Source organism: Flavobacterium sp. Flavsp81, assembly GCF_059491325.1.
Genome location: NZ_CP168505.1, coordinates 2,229,955 through 2,249,282 on the forward strand (window position 1 = coordinate 2,229,955; position 19,328 = coordinate 2,249,282).

At 33.1% G+C, this 19,328-nt stretch carries 14 protein-coding genes and 2 tRNA genes; 8 read left to right on the forward strand and 8 right to left on the reverse strand.

What is annotated here, in order from left to right; all coding sequences use genetic code 11:
• Nucleotides 1-44 precede the first annotated feature (44 nt).
• Nucleotides 45-881, reverse strand: coding sequence for an ABC transporter permease (locus tag ACEN92_RS09035; protein WP_495642042.1), 837 nt, complete (start codon nt 879-881; stop codon nt 45-47).
• A gap of 3 nt (nt 882-884) precedes the next feature.
• The gene (locus ACEN92_RS09040) at nt 885-1,793 is read right to left on the reverse strand and encodes an ABC transporter ATP-binding protein (protein WP_495642043.1); all 909 of its coding nucleotides are present in this window, start codon (nt 1,791-1,793) and stop codon (nt 885-887) included.
• Between the two features lie 97 nt (nt 1,794-1,890).
• Here ACEN92_RS09040 and ACEN92_RS09045 point away from each other — a divergent pair, with 97 nt between their 5' ends.
• Both ACEN92_RS09045 and ACEN92_RS09050 read left to right on the forward strand, forming a co-directional pair.
• Nucleotides 1,891-2,943, forward strand: coding sequence for a hypothetical protein (locus ACEN92_RS09045; RefSeq protein ID WP_495642044.1), 1,053 nt, complete (start codon nt 1,891-1,893; stop codon nt 2,941-2,943).
• 7 nt (nt 2,944-2,950) lie between these two features.
• Nucleotides 2,951-3,808 (forward strand): hypothetical protein, encoded by an 858-nt coding sequence (locus tag ACEN92_RS09050; RefSeq protein ID WP_495642045.1) that lies wholly within the window; start codon nt 2,951-2,953, stop codon nt 3,806-3,808.
• 39 nt (nt 3,809-3,847) lie between these two features.
• On the opposite strand, the gene ACEN92_RS09055 is transcribed toward ACEN92_RS09050, so the two are convergent.
• Nucleotides 3,848-7,582 (reverse strand): metallophosphoesterase, encoded by a 3,735-nt coding sequence (locus tag ACEN92_RS09055; protein WP_495642046.1) that lies wholly within the window; start codon nt 7,580-7,582, stop codon nt 3,848-3,850.
• Between the two features lie 27 nt (nt 7,583-7,609).
• Between ACEN92_RS09055 and ACEN92_RS09060 the strand changes: the two genes are divergently transcribed.
• Nucleotides 7,610-8,788, forward strand: a complete 1,179-nt coding sequence (locus ACEN92_RS09060; RefSeq protein ID WP_495642047.1) for a Pycsar system effector family protein — start codon at nt 7,610-7,612, stop codon at nt 8,786-8,788.
• Between the two features lie 21 nt (nt 8,789-8,809).
• Here ACEN92_RS09060 and ACEN92_RS09065 read toward each other — a convergent pair whose 3' ends face one another.
• The 5 genes from ACEN92_RS09065 to proS form a co-directional block, all read right to left on the reverse strand.
• Complete coding sequence (locus ACEN92_RS09065) at nt 8,810-11,179, reverse strand: GAF domain-containing protein (RefSeq protein WP_495642048.1); 2,370 nt, start codon at nt 11,177-11,179, stop codon at nt 8,810-8,812.
• Nucleotides 11,180-11,333: 154 nt separating this feature from the next.
• The gene (gene rpsT, locus ACEN92_RS09070) at nt 11,334-11,585 is read right to left on the reverse strand and encodes a 30S ribosomal protein S20 (protein WP_007803459.1); all 252 of its coding nucleotides are present in this window, start codon (nt 11,583-11,585) and stop codon (nt 11,334-11,336) included.
• A gap of 154 nt (nt 11,586-11,739) precedes the next feature.
• Nucleotides 11,740-11,811: transfer RNA gene (locus ACEN92_RS09075), tRNA-Glu, on the reverse strand.
• A gap of 49 nt (nt 11,812-11,860) precedes the next feature.
• A tRNA-Glu gene (locus ACEN92_RS09080) sits at nt 11,861-11,932 on the reverse strand.
• 78 nt (nt 11,933-12,010) lie between these two features.
• Nucleotides 12,011-13,489 carry a proline--tRNA ligase gene (gene proS, locus ACEN92_RS09085; protein WP_495642049.1) on the reverse strand — a complete coding sequence of 493 codons (1,479 nt, stop codon included), beginning with the start codon at nt 13,487-13,489 and terminating at the stop codon, nt 12,011-12,013.
• Between the two features lie 101 nt (nt 13,490-13,590).
• On the opposite strand from proS, the gene ACEN92_RS09090 reads away from it, so the two are divergent.
• The 5 genes from ACEN92_RS09090 to ACEN92_RS09110 all read left to right on the forward strand — a co-directional run bounded on the left by ACEN92_RS09090 (nt 13,591) and on the right by ACEN92_RS09110 (nt 19,194).
• The gene (locus ACEN92_RS09090; RefSeq protein WP_495642050.1) at nt 13,591-14,610 is read left to right on the forward strand and encodes a hypothetical protein; all 1,020 of its coding nucleotides are present in this window, start codon (nt 13,591-13,593) and stop codon (nt 14,608-14,610) included.
• Nucleotides 14,611-14,656: 46 nt separating this feature from the next.
• On the forward strand, nt 14,657-16,159 hold the full coding sequence (locus ACEN92_RS09095) for an OmpP1/FadL family transporter (RefSeq protein ID WP_495642051.1): 1,503 nt from the start codon (nt 14,657-14,659) through the stop codon (nt 16,157-16,159).
• 217 nt (nt 16,160-16,376) lie between these two features.
• Nucleotides 16,377-17,690, forward strand: a complete 1,314-nt coding sequence (gene rimO, locus ACEN92_RS09100) for a 30S ribosomal protein S12 methylthiotransferase RimO (protein WP_495642052.1) — start codon at nt 16,377-16,379, stop codon at nt 17,688-17,690.
• A 30-nt stretch (nt 17,691-17,720) separates the two neighbouring features.
• Nucleotides 17,721-18,254, forward strand: coding sequence for a hypothetical protein (locus ACEN92_RS09105; protein ID WP_495642053.1), 534 nt, complete (start codon nt 17,721-17,723; stop codon nt 18,252-18,254).
• Between the two features lie 34 nt (nt 18,255-18,288).
• Nucleotides 18,289-19,194, forward strand: coding sequence for an N-acetylmuramoyl-L-alanine amidase (locus tag ACEN92_RS09110; RefSeq protein ID WP_495642054.1), 906 nt, complete (start codon nt 18,289-18,291; stop codon nt 19,192-19,194).
• Nucleotides 19,195-19,328 lie beyond the last annotated feature (134 nt).

The window sequence follows — 19,328 nt, forward strand, 5'->3', positions numbered from 1 at the left end:
CTCATTCAAACCATCCTAAAACAAATTATACCGTAGTCAAAAAACTACAAATCCCTATTTTTTAATATTTTATAAGAGAAGTAAACAAATAAAAATGTCCAGATCAAAACGATTAAAACAGAAAAATAATGTACACCATAATCTTTTGTATTTTCTACACCCATTTGTGTACCGATGCTTTTTATGACAGATAATCTTGTAAAAGGTTCAACAATTAAATTTGACATGGCTTCCAATGGAAGAAACTGCATAATATAATCGTCTGTATTACTGTTAGGAAAAATTTTAAATGCTAAAACTCCTTTTATAATCCCTTCAATTATACTCCAAACCAACAGAAATCCCAAGGCAAAAGCAGAACGTTTAACTAAAATCCCTAAAAATAAACAGAAAGAAAAGAAACCCGTAAGTTTTACAAAAAAGGCTAACAGATAATCTAAATCCATTAAAATCACATCAAATTCATTGTAAGATGAAAAACTCAATCCAAGAATCAGACTCATAATAAAAACGAAAATAGTAGAACACAAAGCAAAAAGTACAACCGTTAAAAATTTAGACAAGACAAATTCTTTTTTACTTAAACCATCAATCAGGTTTTGTTTTAAAGTGCCGTAACTATATTCATTAGCCATCATCGAAACGATTACAATTGCTAAGAAAAATTTTAGCCAGGCAGCAATATAGGTATTAAAATGCCATATAAACGGAAAGTTAAAAATCCCCATTTCGGCCAAATGAAACTTAAAAGGTCCAATATCAAATTTAACAGATGCGATTAAAGCAATAAACGAAAGTAAAATGAAATAAGTAAGTGTCAATACTTTACTGGCTTTGTTTTTCCAGATTTTCTGTAATTCTATAGAGATAAGTCTGTTCATGGCTTAGTTATTTTGTGTAGCGTTTTTGGTTAATTCTAAAAATTGGGCTTCTAAACTATTTTTACGTTTTACTAAATGACATAATGTGATATTTTTAGAAAACAAAAATTGGTTTAATTCTGAAGCGGATAATTCTGATTTTAAGTAAACCAAAATTTTATCTTCCTCTTCAGTAATTCTATCAATTGCAGGATGTTCATTCAAAATAGATTTAAGAGTTTCATTATCGCCAGACTGAACTTCAAAAAAACCTTCGTTAGCAGACATTCCATCAACCGAACCTGAATACAGAATTTCTCCTTTTCGTAGCACAATTACATGCGAACAAACCTTTTCAACCTCATCCAATAAATGTGAAGCCAATAAAATAGTAGTTCCCTGAGAAGCTATTTTTCTGATAATATCTCTGATTTGATGAATTCCCTGTGGATCTAAACCATTCGTAGGCTCATCTAAAATTAAAATTTCCGGATCGTTTAAAAGTGCCGAGGCAATAGCTAAACGCTGTTTCATTCCTAACGAAAAAGTACTGAACTTACTATCTTTTCTTTCGGTTAAACCTACCAAATCCAATTTTTCATTGATTTTAGAATAATCGATGCTTTTTATTTTACAGACCAGTTTCAGGTTTTCTTCGGCAGTCATGTACGGATAAAAGTTAGGGCGTTCTATAATAGCACCCACTTTTTTTAAGGCTTCATGCGTCTGCATTTTTCCTCCAAACCAACTGTAATCACCGGAAGTTCGGTTTACAACGTTCAAAACAATTCCCAAAGTAGTTGATTTTCCGCTTCCGTTGGGACCTAAAATTCCATAAACGCGGCCTTTTTGTATATCAAAAGATACATTTTTCAAGGCCTGAATGCGCCCGTATCTTTTATGAAGATTCTGAATAGTAAGTATGGTTTCCAAATTAATTTCGGTTTAAGTTTTTAGTAAGACGTTTCAACCTCCTTTTTGTTACTCCTAAATGTAATTTTAATGTAAATTTGCATTAAAGATATTGAAAATGAGCGAGCCATTAATGCTATTAAAAAAACCTTCTTACCCTTTAACACAATCTCTGTTAAGTTATTTAGAACGCTATGAACGCATCTCAAAGGTGTCTGTGTTTTATGATGACTTATTGCGTTTTTCAGGTTCTGTAAATGTCTATGATAAAAATGAGGATGATACATTATGGATCCGTGTCTATTATAGTGAATTTGAAAGAAACGAAATCGACCTAAACTTAAAAAAAGTCTATTCACTTTTGCATTCTGACGGAAATAGTGAAATTATTCAGTTCCTTAACATTGACGCCATTGATTACTGTACTTTTGGAAATTCAAAACCATTCCGGATTAAGGTTCGAAATATCCTTAACGATAACTACGTTCACTTTTACATTAAGAAAGCGGATGCTTCCAGAATTTACGGATTGGAATTAGAAGATATTTTATCTCCGGACAAAATCAACTTTTTAGTTTACAAAGACACTCTGATTGAAGAGCACATCATTGGTATTCCCGGAGATGTTTTCATGGATACTTTACTGCATAATTGTACTGAAACCGAAAAATCCCAGATAGCAAAAGAGTTCGTTAAGTTTAATGAGCGCTGTATGATTAGACTTTTAGGCGATATGCGCGCTTATAATTATGTAATTGTACCCATTCATGATTTTGACCAGGTAGTCTATAAAATCCGTCCTATAGATTTTGACCAGCAATGTTATGAAGGTAATTTCAAAGTATACCGCCCTCAGTTTTTCAAAGAAAATTATCCAATGATAAAATTGATCAAGGAAAAACTGCAGGAGCGTTCTATTTTTCAATATAAAGATGAAGAAAGAGCTATACTGGCAAAACGTATTCACTCAGCTGAAAACAGGATCAAAAAATTATTGAATATTATGTGTCATGATACTATTTCGACAGAAGAACACCTGAATCAACTAAAAATGGAATTATATCGTTATACAAATGATATGAAGTTTAAAAACGCAAAATCTATGGGACACATTATGTTTGCTGCTTTTGAGTTTATTACGCGTAATTTTAAAAACACGAATTTAATTTAAGAATTTTATGAAAAAGTCTTTTTTACTTGTTTCTATAGTTTTATTAGCTTGCCAGCAACAATCAAATAGTGATTTAAAAACGATATTTTCACTTCCGAAAAAGCTGAAAGAGGTTTCGGGAATCACTTATTTTCCGGAAACGAATTTAATTTATACCCTGGAAGACAGCGGAAATAAAAATGAAATTTATGCTATAAATTCAGAAGGAAAATTGGACAAAACCATCGCCATTACCAACGCCCAAAATATAGACTGGGAAGATATTACAAAAGATAAAAACGGAAATATTTATATTGGTGATTTTGGTAATAATGACAATGAGCGTAAGGATTTATGCATTTACAAAATAGCCAAAAATGAATTAAATAAAGAAAATGCAGTTGCCGAATACAAAATTTCATTTTCTTACCCGGAACAGACAGAATTTCCTCCAAAGAAAAAAGAATTATTTTATGATGTTGAAGGTTTTTTTGAATACCAAAATTACTTTTACCTTTTCACTAAAAACAGAAGCAAAAATTTTGACGGCACAGCTTTTATCTACAAAATTCCAAACGCTCCGGGAACTCAAAAAGCAACCAAAATAGGTGAATTTAAAACTTGTGACAATTACAATCATTGTGTTTTAACAAGTGCTACAATTAGTCCTGACGGAAAAAAAGTAGTTTTGTTAAGTCATGATAAAATAGTTATATTCAAAAATTATCCGGACGATTTATTTAATAAAGGAACTCAGACTGAAATTCATTTGAACCATTTTTCACAAAAAGAAGCTATTGTTTTTAAAGACAATACTACTTTATTAATTTCAGATGAAAAAACAAATAAAATAGGCGGGAAAGTCTATGAATTTAAGCTGAAGTAACCTTATGTAAAAAATACATCTATATTTTAAATCAGCAAATTAAAAACTGTAAGCGGCACCTACAACAACTCTTCCAACTTCGTCAGGAGATTTAAAGTAAGAAACTCTTGCCGTAATTACATTTATTCCGTTTATCCATATTCCGCCGCCAAAATCGTTATGCCATTTTTTTGAATCTTCAGCATTCAACCAAATACGGCCATAATCAAAGCCGGCTAAAATTCCGTATGTCAAAGGAATTATTGATTTACGTATTTTTCCAATACTATAACGCAAATCAGTACTTTGTGAGAAGGATGTATTTCCTAAAAATCGTTCATTTCTATAACCGCGTAAATCCTTATCACCTCCTAAAGTTACACCTTGATAAAATTCATAATTATCATTTAAAACCGCTTTTGTTTTAACCATAGTAGCAAAAACAAATTTACCCTGCGGGTCAATCTTATGCACGAAACTTAAATTACTTTCTATAGTTGGAAAATTTTGTTTCGTGTCATTCAAATTCGTGAGCCAGCTTCCTGATATCATAAATCCCATTCCCAAAGTAGGTTTTGAAACAAAATCGGCATTTTTGAAGCTATATTTTATTGTGGCACCACCATATTGCTGATTTTCAAAAACAGCCGGGTTTACAATCCCGGGAACATCAATAAAACGTCCATTTGTATCTTCAACTTTCATTTGCTCAAAAACAGGCTGAAAACTCAACTCACTTCCATAACGGCCAACATGTCTCACAGCAGGAGCCACCCTTAATTTCTGGATGCGAACCCTATTGTAATCCATTCCTAAATCCTGATCGCTATTTGGGGTTTCGTTTCCGTAGCCAAAATAATTTATTGCAAAATTTGGTGTGGTGAATTTTGCTTCTACATCAATTACCCAATTCCCCAATAATCCCGGAAAATGTGATGTGTAATCTAATTCAAAACCACCTGTTGCAAAATAATAATACCCGTTTAAAACATGTTTTTGAGTGTATGGATTTTGTTTAAAATTATTCACCGTATAATTTATATTGATCCCTACTTTTATCCCATCATCCGGATTAAAGCCTGCAGTTGGCAAACCTGAGAAGACATTGTATTTCGGTTTTTTAAAGTTATATAAGTTTACATCATAATCATCAGTAAGAATGGTTTGCGCTTTTTTATCCAGATTATAAGTGTTTATTTTTGATCTAAAATCATAAATTTTAACTTTCCTACCGTTGTCAATAGCATATAAATCATTGTTTTGGCCTCCAATTAACCGAATTAAAATTTTCGATTTATATTTTCCGTTTACTTCATAAATATCGTCATCATCCAAACCATAAATCCAAATATTTTTTGTTGTTTTATCATTATAAATCTTAGTATAAATTAATTCATCTCCGTCTTTTTTAATCCGATAAACTTTTAGTTCCAGACTCTTTTTAGCATTATGGTTTAAAACAAACTTATCTTTTTTATCTGTTCCCGCTATAATAACTGTATGAGCTAATACATCAGAATAAACAGCTGCATATTTTTGAAGTTCCTTTTTTCGGTTCTTCAGTTTTAGTTTAATTCCTTCAATAGTTTCATCCTGCACTTCTTTTGGCAGGTTTTTAAAAGCCTGATCAATATCATTATCCGAAAGATGTTCCTGGATATATTTAGCCTGGGCAATCCAATCGTCTTTATCTGAAATTCGAACAAAAGCTAAATCTAATGGATAAGGTTCGCGATTAAGCCATTTTACATTATCAATTTCTTTTTTAAAACTTCGCATATGTCGCAAGGCTGGAATATTCATCAATAACGAAAGTAAAGTTCCGTCATACTTTGTAAAGGCCTGGTCACGATCACGCGGAATCGGTTTATAAACTACTTTATCCCCTTCTTTATATTCTCCCCAGCGCCATTGATCAGCGTGTCTGTCCCAGTCGCCAATAAGCATATCAAATAAACGTGCTTTCATATATTCTTTTTCATCCACAACATACTTTTCATCCTTATGAAGGTTTTTCATCATGTCATCTGTACTAATAATATCATTTGGTTTACCGAAACTTCGTGCATCCTTTTGATTATCTGTCGGACGTTCTTCTACCATATATAATGCGTCACCAAAATTCGAATTAAATTCTTTCAATGCATTTTGTTTCGGAATATAATACAAAACAGGATTGGTATGCGCTAAACCCAGCTTATCTGCCATACTACCAACCGAAAAAGGTGTATAAGGATGTGATGTAGTATAAAAATCAAGTAAAAAATCTTCCGCATAAGTATCTTCAAAATCATTTGCCACGTATTGATCCTTAAAAGCAACTGATTGAAGAAATTGTGTCGCGCTCTTTTTTAAAGCCCTCATTACATATTCTCTTTTCTTGGAATCAGCCATTCTTAATGATATTGACTGATGTCCTCCTCCTTCTCTTATAGGTTTTAAACCTCCCATAAGTGTATCCAAGGTCGCCGTTTTTGCTTCGATAGGCAAACTATAATAGTAGCGGTAATGATTTCCAAAAAGAAATTTATGTACTAAACTTTTCCTTGTCATTTCTTTGGAATAAATTGAAGCCGTAATTGTTGAAGGAAATTTATTGGTCTTATTTTCCGCCCAATTGATTTCCTTGGCTTTTATTATTTCACGTTCAAAAAGTAGTTTTTCCTTATTATTTTCGTTTCCAAAAAAAGCAACTTTTGCATCTCCGCTTTTAAACAAGGTTAATGTAGCGTAACCATTTCCTCCATAAGAAAAATCATAAGGGTTTACTGCTTTTGCAGCCTCAGATTTTGAACCGGCTCCGCTAATAATCTGATTAATATTTTCATTATTGATAAACTGCAGATTATGATCATGACCGGAAACAACAATTACATTTTTCTGTCCCTGAATGAGTGCTTTTATTCTTTTTGAATAAATTGTATACTGCTTATTCTGAATATCCTGTGGACTGATTCCAGATGTTTTTCGAATAAAATTAATCATTGAACCAATGATTGGCAATGGAATTTTTTTCTCTAAAGGAAATAATTGTTTCTCTAGCGAAAATTGTCCTCCATGAGTTCCATTACTCATTAATGGATGATGAAGGGCAAGAATAATCGTTTTTTCCTGATTTTTATTTAAAATGCTTTCAAGTTCATCAAAAAAATCTTCACGGGTTTTGATATCGCAATTATCATTTATTGTCGGATGATTATCCCAATCTTCTAAAAACCATTCACTGTCAATAGTCACCAGACAAGCTGTGCTATCCATTTTGACTTCTTCAATCGGACAGCTTTTTCTGGGTAAAAATGATTTTTTATCGTTGAGATATTTTGAAACAAAATCTGCCTGCCTTTCAAGGCCTTTAATACCATTATACCAATCATGATTTCCCGGAATAAATATAGTTTTTCCTTTAAATCCTTTCGTTAATTTTAATTGGTTTGTAAGTTTTGTTTCTGCCAGAGCTTTATCTGAAGGATGATCATCACCGGGAAAACCTTTTGGATATATATTATCACCCAAAAAAATTAAAGTTGATCTTTTATTGGCCTTTTTTAGTTTTTGATGCAATAACTCAAGTGTCTGTTTCGGTTTTTCTTCATCCGCATTTCCGGCATCTCCGACTAAATAAAAAGCATGTGCAATTTTTATAGTATCAGTCGCGTTTTCAACATCGTCAGCAGCTATATTTTTTCCGAATTGAGTATGATTTGTAGCACATGAAAAGATTAAAAACAAAAGCGAAAAAGATACTATTTGAGTTTTAATCTTAGCAATAAAATGATTATCCAAAAACAATTTCATAATTTAGTCGTATAAAAAATATTCTTTATGAATCTAGTAAAACAATCCGAAGATTTCGTCAGTAATTTACTCAAAGATAACCTTTCTAATTTATATTCTTACCATAATTTCAACCATACTTTTAATGTCGTAAATGCTGTAATCAAGCTTTGTGACAAGGAAAAAATAGAAGACGCTGAAAAAGAAATGCTTTTGGTTGCAGCATGGTTTCATGATACAGGTTATTTAAACGGAATGGAAAATCATGAAGAGGAGAGCGTGAAGATTGCAACTAAGTTTTTAAAAGAAAAAGAACAATCAGATGAATTTATAGCAGAAGTTTCTAAACTTATTTTGGCTACTTCAAAATTATATATCCCGCAAACACAATTAGAAAAAATAATAAAAGATGCTGATTATGTTCACATTACAAGTTTAGAATATGAATCTTCCTGCGAATTATTGCGTTCTGAATTAAAAAACACTATGGATATTTCTTTTTCCAGTTTAGAATGGGCGAAAGAAAATTTAAATTTCTTATTGAATAAACATCGATTTTACACGGACTATGCCTTGAAAAAATGGCAGCCTTTAAAAGAAAAAACTATTGCCCTTGTACAAAAAAGAATTAATAAGCAAGAATTAAAAAATAACAAAGCAATGGAAAATGAGGAAAAAAAGAAGGATAAAACAGAAAAACCCGATCGTGGTATTGATACTTTATTTCGTGTAACTTTAGGAAACCATACTCGTTTAAGTGGTATTGCTGATAGTAAGGCCAACATTTTATTGTCTGTAAATGCCATTATTATCTCGATTGCACTTTCTTCAATTATTCCAAAATTAGACAGTCCAAAAAACGCACATTTGGTTATCCCAACTTTTATCATGCTGATGTCAAGTGTTATCACCATTATCTTTGCCATTCTTTCCACACGTCCAAAAGTAACTTCAGGTTTCTTTACCCGTGCAGATGTTGAAGACAAAAAGGTAAACCTGATGTTCTTCGGGAATTTCTACAAAATGCCTTTGGAGGATTATGACTGGGCAATGAATGAGATGATGAAAGATCGTGATTATTTATACTCAACGATGATCAAAGACTTATATTACCTTGGATTAGTTTTACAACGTAAATATAATCTGCTTCGAATAGCTTACAATTTTTTTATGGTCGGAATTATTATAACCGTAATTTCATTTGTTATTGCTTTTAAAAGTATTTAAAACACCAGAGCTCATCTAAAATTAGTTGAGCTCATCTAATAAATCCTGATAAGTAATTTTTTTAGCATTCGCATTTGTAACGTTGTTAATTACTTTTACACGAATCGCTCTTAAACCCGAAACACCCTGTAAATCTTCAACTTCAAATTGCTCAATTGCGGGTTCTAATATTTTCTTATGCTGTAAGTACTTAATATATTTCAAATATTCTGCTTCTTCACTATTTTGAGAATATACGATCGTGATTTTTTCTTTTTCAGTAATACGATCATTTGTGCCTTTAATGTTCGATTTGTCAATGCGTTTTTTTACAACTTCATATCTTGCATTATAAGTTCCATCAACATCAAAACGCTTTTCATCCATTCTAAAACGAATTGAAAGAGGAACACTAAACACCAGAATCAAAGAAGTTACGTCCAGTTCATAAGGCAGCGATTCCTTAAGTTGATGATGTTCTAATTCCATTTCGCATAAAGTCTGCAATTGCCATAGACGCAAATTGTGCAAATACATAATATCGAAAGGTTTTGTTGGAGAAATTGATGCACCAATATATAAATTATGCTCAACACCATCAGTTTTAAAACGCTCGTAATAATGCGGATATATTTGCTGTGCTTCCAATTGTTTTTTATCCAGAACCGAAGCTAATTTTTTATTAATAATAGACATTGCATTATCAAATTTCTTTCTTTCCTGGTAAAACATTCCTGTTTTTTCATCCAGACCCGCAAAATACAATTCTTCCAGCTTTTTGTTTTTGGCCGTATCTTTTGTGTTTTTTAAAATTGGATGAATTTCTTCCTCAATATAACGCTGAATCTGTTGTTCTGTATCAGCCTTTAAAGGCTCATCTAATTCATCACGAAGCGATTCCAGTTCAAATTTACGTTGTTCCAAAAGCATTAAATTGCTATTTGGTTTCTGATTTTCAAAAATCTCTAAAATCGTCGTAAGCTGATTTTTTAAATCTCTTTTTACTGTTTCATTTCGATGTTCAGACGAACCCTTAATGTCAATTTGTCCATATAAAGGAAAAACATCTTTAAAGACAATTTCCTTAAAAATATAATCCTTGGCCGGATTGCTGTTTTGAAAGTAATTTTGTGATTCTTTTCTAAATTTCCAATACACACTTGGATGAATTGTAGTGTATTCACGCTGAATAATAGCTTCAACCTGATGCTGCATATCAGTATTATAACGATCAATTGTATCGGTCAGATAGGGTAAAACCAATTCTAATTTGGTCGCACTTACACTATTTAAACTTCTTGGATTCTCAGAAACTAATTCTAAAACACCTAATAAATGACCGTCTTTTATAACCGGAGCAAAAACACAACTCTGAATATTTTGTTTCAACAGATGCTCACCAAGTCTCTTATTTACTGATTCTTCAGTAAATTTTTGAACATTAGAAATTACAAAAGGCTCTTTATTGTCTAATAAATTTTCAAAATAACATCCAAAGAAGGCATTTTTGCACTCTACTTCCTGATCTGTTGAAAGTAAAAAACTCTGAAGCTGGTTATCATATTTAACAGGTTTAATAAATTTTTCTTCTTCGGGATTATAGATAATGAAACCAACTTTCAAATCAACTTTAAATATTGATTTGAAAATATTTTCAATAATAGTATCGTTTGAGGCAACTGCCTTTGAGTCAGGTTTTAACAAATTACTTTTTAAATTTGAAATTGCACTTTCTATAGTAGCATCAAATAAAGAAACAATACCAAAACCTTTTAAAGTCCAGCTCCCTACAGGAAATTTAGATTTCCAAAGATCAATATCATTATAATTATCAATCAACAGATCAATATCGTCTTGTGTAAGCGGTACAGAATTTTCTGTTGGAGTAATCTCAATAAAATCGGCATTGTACAAAATACGATAATGTTTTTCAATTCCATTTTCATCGGGAATGTCATAGAAGAAAATTTTATTGAAATCTATATTTTGTTTGTAATAACTGCTTAAAATCAAACAACAGTTATTAATATAGAATTGATGATTATCAAAATCACGGATTTCCATATAAAATTCATCGCCGGCATTACGTAATATTTTCTTGAAGCGTTCTGTATAATTGAAAGAGATATTTTGAAAAGGAATTGTAACAGCCTTAATTTCATTATGAGTCAAAGCGGTTGGAAATAAATCGGCTAATATATTTTTGATTAAAGCTTCATTATTTTTAATGATACTGTAATCTTCAATCCCAGTTCTCAATTCAGGTATAGATTCTATTTCTTTTAAAATAGCTTTAGCATAGTTCGACCTGTAATCTACATCAGATAAAGCAATTTCTTCAAAAGATTCAATTAGTTTATGAAAAGAGATTATTGTTTTGAAAGGGCTTTCAGCGTGCAAAAGAGTATCCATCTGATTAATGATTTAGAATACAAAATTAATGATTAAGTTAATCTAAATTTTATTTCACGGTTAATATTTCTATCCCTGTGGAAAAATACAGCAATATTTAAAACAAAAAAAGTCCTCAAAAGAGGACTTTATATATTTAGGAAATTGTAATTAATTACAATTTAGCAACATGTTTCGTTAATTTAGACTTCAGGTTAGAAGCTTTGTTATCGTGAATGATGTTCTTTTTTGCTAATTTATCAATCATAGAAATTACAGTTGATAATTTAGAAGCTGCATCAGATTTTTCAGTAGCTAATCTTAATGCTTTGATAGCATTACGAGTAGTTTTATGTTGGTATCTGTTAAGAACTCTTCTTTTTTCGTTACTTCTGATTCTTTTTAATGCTGACTTATGATTTGCCATTTTTTTTAATTTTAGATGTAATAATTATTATAGATACTAGTTAAAAAAGAAAAACCTCCCACAATTGCAAAACAATCACTTTGGTTTTAACTAATAAAATAAAAACCGAGACACCAATTTTTATTTTACAAAACTTATTCACAACTAATTTTAGTAGCCCGTAGCGGAATCGAACCGCTCTTACATGGATGAAAACCATGCGTCCTAACCGATAGACGAACGGGCCATTTTTTACTTTTAAGTTCAATGACTTTTGTAATCTGCATTAAAAATAGTAGCCCGTAGCGGAATCGAACCGCTCTTACATGGATGAAAACCATGCGTCCTAACCGATAGACGAACGGGCCCTGCTTCTCTAATGCGGATGCAAAAATACAACTATTTTTAAGATGTACAATAGCTGATGTAAAAAAAAATATTTTTTTTTAATATGCCTTTGCAAACAGCACTCTTTTTATAGAAGGATTACCAGTAAACACACAGGTTCCCGCCTCTTCTGCATGACTTAAAGGAATACAACGAATCGTTGCCTTTGTCAGGTCTTTTATTTTCTCTTCAGTAGCGGCCATACCATCCCAATGAGCCGATACAAAACCACCTTTTCCTTCTAACACTTCTTTAAACTCCTCAAAACTATTTACTTCCGTTATATGTGTATTACGATAATCTAATGCCTTATTAAATAAATCGTTTTGTATCTGTTCCAGCAAGTCATTTATATAAGTTACGATTCCTTCTCCGGAAACTGTCTCTTTTATCAAAGTATCACGTCGTGCAACCTCAAAGGTTCCGTTTTCTAAATCTTTTGGACCAACAGCAATTCGAACAGGAACTCCTTTTAATTCCCACTCGGCAAACTTGAATCCCGGTTTTTGTGTCTTTCTGTCATCATATTTAACCAAAATCTTCAACTTTCTTAGTTTTGTCACTAATTCATCAACTGCTGCAGTAATTTGATCTAACTGTTCATCCGTTTTATGAATAGGAACAATAACAACCTGTATTGGCGCTAAATTTGGAGGCAAAACCAATCCCTGATCATCAGAGTGCGTCATAACCAAAGCTCCCATTAAACGAGTCGAAACTCCCCAGGAAGTTCCCCAAACGTGTTCTTGTTTTCCTTCAGCATTTGCAAACTTTACATCAAAAGCTTTTGCGAAATTCTGCCCTAAAAAGTGAGATGTTCCAGCCTGCAATGCCTTTCCATCCTGCATCAATGCTTCAATACAATAAGTTTCATCCGCTCCGGCAAAACGTTCTGTTTCGGTTTTTATACCTTTTACTACAGGAATCGCCATGAAATTCTCGACAAAATCTGCATAAACATTCATCATTTTTTCAGATTCCTCTATAGCTTCAGCTTTTGTAGCATGCGCCGTATGTCCTTCCTGCCATAAAAACTCAGCTGTTCTTAAAAACAAACGCGTACGCATTTCCCAACGCACCACATTAGCCCATTGGTTAATCAACAGAGGTAAATCTCTATAGGATTGCACCCATCCTTTATAAGTAGACCAAATAATCGCTTCACTTGTTGGCCGAACAATAAGTTCTTCCTCTAATTTAGCGTTTGGATCAACCATTAATTTTCCGGGTTTATCCGGGTCATTTTTTAATCTGTAATGTGTTACGATAGCACATTCCTTTGCAAATCCTTCTGCATTTTTTTCTTCAGCCTCAAACATGCTTTTAGGGACGAATAAAGGAAAATATGCATTCTGATGTCCTGTTTCTTTAAACATCCTGTCTAACTCAGCCTGCATTTTTTCCCAAATAGCATATCCGTACGGTTTTATAACCATACATCCTCTAACTCCTGAATTTTCGGCTAGATCTGCTTTTACAACCAGCTCGTTATACCATTTCGAATAATCTTCTGATCTTGTAGTGAGGTTCTTACTCATATTGAATAGTTTGGCACAAATTTTGTTTTATTTTTTTTAACTAAATAGTTTCGCAAAACTAACTATTTTTGTAATGTGCAACAATAAAAAACACCACAGATATGAAAACTTATATTTCTTTTCGACAAAATACAACTCATTTCTACCTTATTGGATTACTGAGTTTTCTGGTAGCATCATGTGGTTCTTACCAAAACACTTCATACAATGATAATGATGGAGTTTATGGCAATACCCGAAACAATTATTCCCAAACAAATAATACTGCTGCTAATAATCAATATAAAGATTACTTTAAATCATTACAAGATGATGATCAGCCAACTGAAATTTTTACAGATGTAGACAGTTATGGTAATTATGCAGAAAATGACAGCACACAAACTACTGCTACTGCTTATCCTGCCTGGGGAAGCAGTAATTCAGAAGTAGCTATTAATGTTTACTCCAACCCTTCCTGGTCATGGGGATTTGGATTTGGATATCCTTATTATGGATGGGGTTATGGTGGTGGTTACTGGGGATATCCCGGATATGCCTGGGGTGGTTACCCTGGATATTGGGGACCTGGTTACGGATACGGATATGGATGGAATTACCCGGGATATTACTGGGGAGGAGGATATGGTTACAGATATAACAATTACTCTTATAATTATGGAAGAAGAGGTTCTGCCTCCTACTACGGTGGAAGAAATTACACCTCAAACAGAAGTTACGCAGCAAACAGAAACTTTTCTAACAGAAGCTATACCAACACTAATAGAAACTACACCAACAGAAGTAACTATAACACAAACAGACGAAGCGAGTATACTGATTTCAGAAGAAGCTCCTCTGTAAACGGAAGAACATCAAGCCCTACTTTTACTAACAGAAGAAGCACTACCCAGGGTCAAAATAATAGTTATGATTATTCTAACAGAAGATCAAGCAATACCACTACAAATACGAACAGAAACTACAATTATAATAACAACTCATCAAATAACAACTCATCAAGAAGTTATTCCCCTAGCCCATCACGCTCAACAAATAGCGGCGGCGGAAGCATGAGATCCTCTGGCGGTGGCGGTGGAGGCGGAAGATCTTACGGCGGTGGCGGTGGCGGCAGAAGATAATTTCTTTTGCTACAAACATCTATAGAATCATCAAAAATTTAATCTAATGAAAAAAATATTCTTCCTACTTATATCAGGACTAACTATTAGCACCTCATATTCACAAGAAGTCTCAGATGCAGTGCGTTATGCACAGGATAATCTAACCGGGACTGCCAGATTCAGAGCAATGAGCGGTGCCTTTGGCGCTGTAGGCGGAGATTTCTCTTCTTTAAGCGTCAATCCTGCAGGATCAGCTATATTTTCGAACAATCAGGTGGGAGTAACTTTAAGCAATCAGGATATTAAAAACAATTCTAACTATTTTGGAACTCCAATGAGTGATAAAAAAAACTCATTCATACTAAACCAGGCCGGCGCTGTTTTTGTTTTTAATGACCGAAACCCAAATAGCAATTGGAAAAAAATTGCCATTGGTGCTACTTATGAAAACACAAACAATTTCGACAATAATACTGTTTCAATAGGAACAAATCCAACAAATTCTGTAGGCAATTATTTTTTATCTTATGCAAATGGAATTGAATTCGGAGACATAACAAAGATTCAATATAGAGATCAGATCTACAATGAACAACAAGCTTATTTTGGTTATTATGGATTTGTAATTAATCCTGCAAGTAATACCGACAGCAATACACAATACACAAGCAACATACCTGCAGGAGGTAATTATTATCATGAAAATGAAATTCACGAAAGAGGATACAACAGCAAATTAAGCTTCAATATTGCAACTTCCTATAAAGACCGTCTTTATTTAGGTGCAAACCTGAATGTTCATGTTACTGATTACAGAAGAACCAGTAGTTTTTATGAAGATAACGATAATCCATTAGTAGCCGGCGAAACGATATCAAATTTACGTTTTAACAATGATCAATACACTTACGGAAATGGTTTTTCTTTTCAACTGGGTGCAATTGCCAAAATCACTGAGTCTCTTCGTCTTGGTTTAGCATATGAATCAAATACCTGGTATGAGCTTTATGATGAGATATCACAAAATTTACATACTACAAGACAGGCAGAAGGAGGTCAGCCTATAAATGCGACTATCAATCCGGATGTAATAAATGTTTATGACCCATACACATTACAAACTCCCGGAAAAATAACTTTTAGCGGTGCATATGTATTTGGAAAATCAGGTTTAATTAGTGTTGATTATGCTATTAAAGATTATAGCAATACCAAATTTAAACCAACCAGTGACGCAGGTTTTAGAGAACTAAATAATGACATAAATGATAATTTAACTTCTGCCGGCGAATTAAGAATTGGTGGCGAATACAAAATAAAACGTTTGAGTTTACGTGGCGGATATCGTTTTGAAGGAAGCCCTTATAAAAACGGAACTACGATTGGAGATTTAGAAAGCTATTCTGCTGGTTTGGGTTATAATTTTGGAGGTACAAAAATAGATTTAGCCTATTCATACGTTGAAAGAAAATCAAATCAGGGATTTTTTGCTACAGGATTTACTGATGGTGCCAACATTACATCGAAACTAAATAATGTTTCTTTGACTTTATTATTTGAATTGTAATTAAGAATAAAATAGATGAATGGAAATTTCCGTTAGGTGTTACCTGGCGGATTTTTTTTAGCCCTGATAGAAGTGAAAATCCTTTTGCTTTTTTCTTTAAAAAGGAAAAGATTGAAACGGATAGCGGGAAATAGCTCCTGAAAAAACACCTAAAACAAGCTGAAACAAGCGGTGTTTGGATAAAAAAGTGTAATTTTGCACTCCAATTTATAAAAGTATGAGAACCAAGTCTTTAAAAAAGAACAAAATTAACGTAATCACTCTTGGGTGTTCAAAGAATGTTTATGATAGTGAAGTGTTGATGGGACAACTTCGTGCAAACGGAAAAGAAGTTGAGCATGAAGCTCCCGCAGAAAGAGAAGGAAACATTATTGTAATAAACACTTGCGGTTTTATTGATAACGCCAAAGCAGAATCTGTAAACATGATTTTGGAATACGCTGATAAAAAAGACAAAGGACTTGTTGACAAAGTTTTTGTAACCGGATGTTTATCTGAACGTTACAGACCAGATTTAGAAAAAGAAATTCCGAATGTAGATCAATATTTTGGCACAACTGAATTACCTCAGTTATTGAAAGCTTTAGGAGCCGATTACAAACATGAATTATTAGGAGAACGTTTAACAACAACTCCTAAGAACTACGCTTATTTAAAAATTGCAGAAGGCTGTGACAGACCCTGCAGTTTTTGTGCTATTCCGATTATGCGCGGAAAGCACGTTTCTCAATCTATTGAAAAATTGGTTAAAGAGGCGGAAGGGTTAGCTAAAAACGGCGTTAAGGAATTGATTTTGATTGCCCAGGATTTAACTTATTATGGTCTTGACATTTATAAAAAGAGGAATCTTGGCGAATTATTGGAAGCATTGGCAAAAGTTGAGGGAATTGAATGGATTCGTTTACATTATGCTTTCCCAACCGGTTTTCCGATGGACGTTTTGGAAATAATGAAACGTGAGCCTAAGATTTGTAATTATATTGATATTCCGTTACAACATATTTCGGATTCAATATTAAAATCGATGCGTCGCGGAACTACACAGGCAAAAACAACTCAGTTATTAAAAGATTTCCGTGCTGCAGTTCCAGGAATGGCAATCAGAACAACATTAATTGTTGGATATCCCGGTGAAACTCAGGAAGATTTTGAAATCCTGAAAGACTTTGTTCAGGAAATGAAATTTGACAGAATGGGATGTTTTGCGTATTCCCATGAAGAGAATACACACGCTTATTTACTTGAAGATGATGTTCCGGATGATGTAAAACAAGCCAGAGCCAATGAAATTATGGAATTACAGTCTCAAATTTCATGGGATTTGAATCAGGAAAAAATTGGACAGGTTTACAAATGTATTATTGACAGGAAAGAAGGCGCACATTTTGTAGGCAGAACTGAATTTGACAGTCCTGATGTTGATAATGAAGTTCTGATTGATGCTTCAAAACATTATGTAAAAACGGGAGAATTTGTTAATATCAAGATAATTGAAGCAACAGAATTTGATTTATACGGAGAACCTGCTTAAATTTACCCCTATAACTTTATAAATACTATTATGAAACCTACTCAATCATTATTTCTTTTGGTTTTTGCGTTATTCTGTATTAATTCTGTTTCGGCTCAATACGGAAATGGTTACAATAATGGCTATGGAGGAAATGGTTACGGAAGAGGCGGCGGAATGGGAATGGACAGAAGCATGATGCAGGGACCACAAGGATCTCCAAGCAAACCCAAGGAAGTCCCTCCTGAAGAAACGGCTGCTAAAATTGTAGAACAAATGAAACCAGAAGTGAATCTTGATGAACTTCAGGCAATTGCGATAACAAATGTTTTTGCCGACAGTATGAGAGAACAAGGAGTGCTTTTGAAAAATGAAAGCAGCAGCCAGGAGGAAAAAATGGAACAAATAAAAGCTTTGAGAGAAAGCACTACTAAAAAAGTAACTGCTTTTCTTAATCCTGATCAGATTGAAAAATACACTTTCTTTATGGAGAATTTTAAGGAACCAAAAAAGACAAAGTCAAAAAAGAAAAAAGATTCAAAAGAAACCAAGGAGAATTCTGAAACAATAAAAGATAAAGAATAATTGTTTCGATTAACCTTACAATGCAATTAAACTCATGTTAAAAAAACATCTTTGTTATCTTATTTTAGCCATTTCTATTATTTCTTGTGGTACAAAAAATCCTTATAAAGCTACCGAGAAAGTTTATGATCAGCAACTCAAAACTTTAGAGAATCAAATTACCAGCAAAGAAGTTCAACAAATACCTTCTAGTCCTGTAGTCATTGACACATCATATGCCCAACAATTAGGCATTGTAAAAGACACGCTGTCAAAAACAGGTTCTACTGCTTTGTTAAACGGCATCAATACGGAATGGATTGGTACTGTCAATTTTAATTTAAGAAAACCAAGCTTTATAATTATTCATCATACGGCACAAGATTCAATTCAGCAGACTATAAATACTTTTATAAAGACCAAAACACAAGTAAGTGCCCATTATGTGATTTCTGAAAACGGAAAAGTGGTTCAGATGTTAAATGATTATTTAAGAGCATGGCATGCCGGGGCATCAACCTGGGGAAAAAATACTGATATAAACTCAAGCTCTATTGGTATTGAACTTGATAACAATGGGTTTAAGCCTTTTACAGAAGCACAAATTAGCAGCCTGGTTGCCCTTTTAACTAAATTAAAAAAAGATTATAATATCCCGACGCAAAATATATTAGGACATTCTGATATTGCACCAGGCAGAAAACAAGATCCGAGTGCCTTATTTCCCTGGAAAACATTAGCTGAGAAAGGTTTTGGAATCTGGCCGGACGAAATTCTGGAAGAAGCCCCTTTTGACTTTAGAATCGAACCTGCTTTGAGAATTATTGGTTATAACACCAAGAATCTTTCGGCTGCAATAGTAGCCTTTAAATTGCACTATATCCAAACAGACACAAGTGTAACTCTGGACAGAAAAACAATAGATACAATCTATTCGATTTACAAAAAGCAATTGCAATAAAAACATAGCTGTACAAAATAAAAATGCGTTTCTGAATTAAATCCGAAACGCTTTTTTTATTTGATAAAGTACAATAATAATGTAATTCTATTCTTCCAAGCTGTTTGTTTGAGAAGACATTCTGTTTCTTAGTT

Excerpts from the sequence above, each read along its gene's own strand:
- ACEN92_RS09035 (WP_495642042.1), bottom strand. The coding sequence starts at position 881 with ATGAACAGACTTATCTCTATAGAATTACAGAAAATCTGGAAAAACAAA.
- ACEN92_RS09045 (WP_495642044.1), top strand. The coding sequence starts at position 1,891 with ATGAGCGAGCCATTAATGCTATTAAAAAAACCTTCTTACCCTTTAACA.
- ACEN92_RS09050 (WP_495642045.1), top strand. The coding sequence starts at position 2,951 with ATGAAAAAGTCTTTTTTACTTGTTTCTATAGTTTTATTAGCTTGCCAG.
- ACEN92_RS09055 (WP_495642046.1), bottom strand. The coding sequence starts at position 7,582 with ATGAAATTGTTTTTGGATAATCATTTTATTGCTAAGATTAAAACTCAA.
- ACEN92_RS09060 (WP_495642047.1), top strand. The coding sequence starts at position 7,610 with ATGAATCTAGTAAAACAATCCGAAGATTTCGTCAGTAATTTACTCAAA.
- ACEN92_RS09065 (WP_495642048.1), bottom strand. The coding sequence starts at position 11,179 with ATGGATACTCTTTTGCACGCTGAAAGCCCTTTCAAAACAATAATCTCT.
- rpsT (WP_007803459.1), bottom strand. The coding sequence starts at position 11,585 with ATGGCAAATCATAAGTCAGCATTAAAAAGAATCAGAAGTAACGAAAAA.
- proS (WP_495642049.1), bottom strand. The coding sequence starts at position 13,489 with ATGAGTAAGAACCTCACTACAAGATCAGAAGATTATTCGAAATGGTAT.
- ACEN92_RS09090 (WP_495642050.1), top strand. The coding sequence starts at position 13,591 with ATGAAAACTTATATTTCTTTTCGACAAAATACAACTCATTTCTACCTT.
- ACEN92_RS09095 (WP_495642051.1), top strand. The coding sequence starts at position 14,657 with ATGAAAAAAATATTCTTCCTACTTATATCAGGACTAACTATTAGCACC.
- rimO (WP_495642052.1), top strand. The coding sequence starts at position 16,377 with ATGAGAACCAAGTCTTTAAAAAAGAACAAAATTAACGTAATCACTCTT.
- ACEN92_RS09105 (WP_495642053.1), top strand. The coding sequence starts at position 17,721 with ATGAAACCTACTCAATCATTATTTCTTTTGGTTTTTGCGTTATTCTGT.
- ACEN92_RS09110 (WP_495642054.1), top strand. The coding sequence starts at position 18,289 with ATGTTAAAAAAACATCTTTGTTATCTTATTTTAGCCATTTCTATTATT.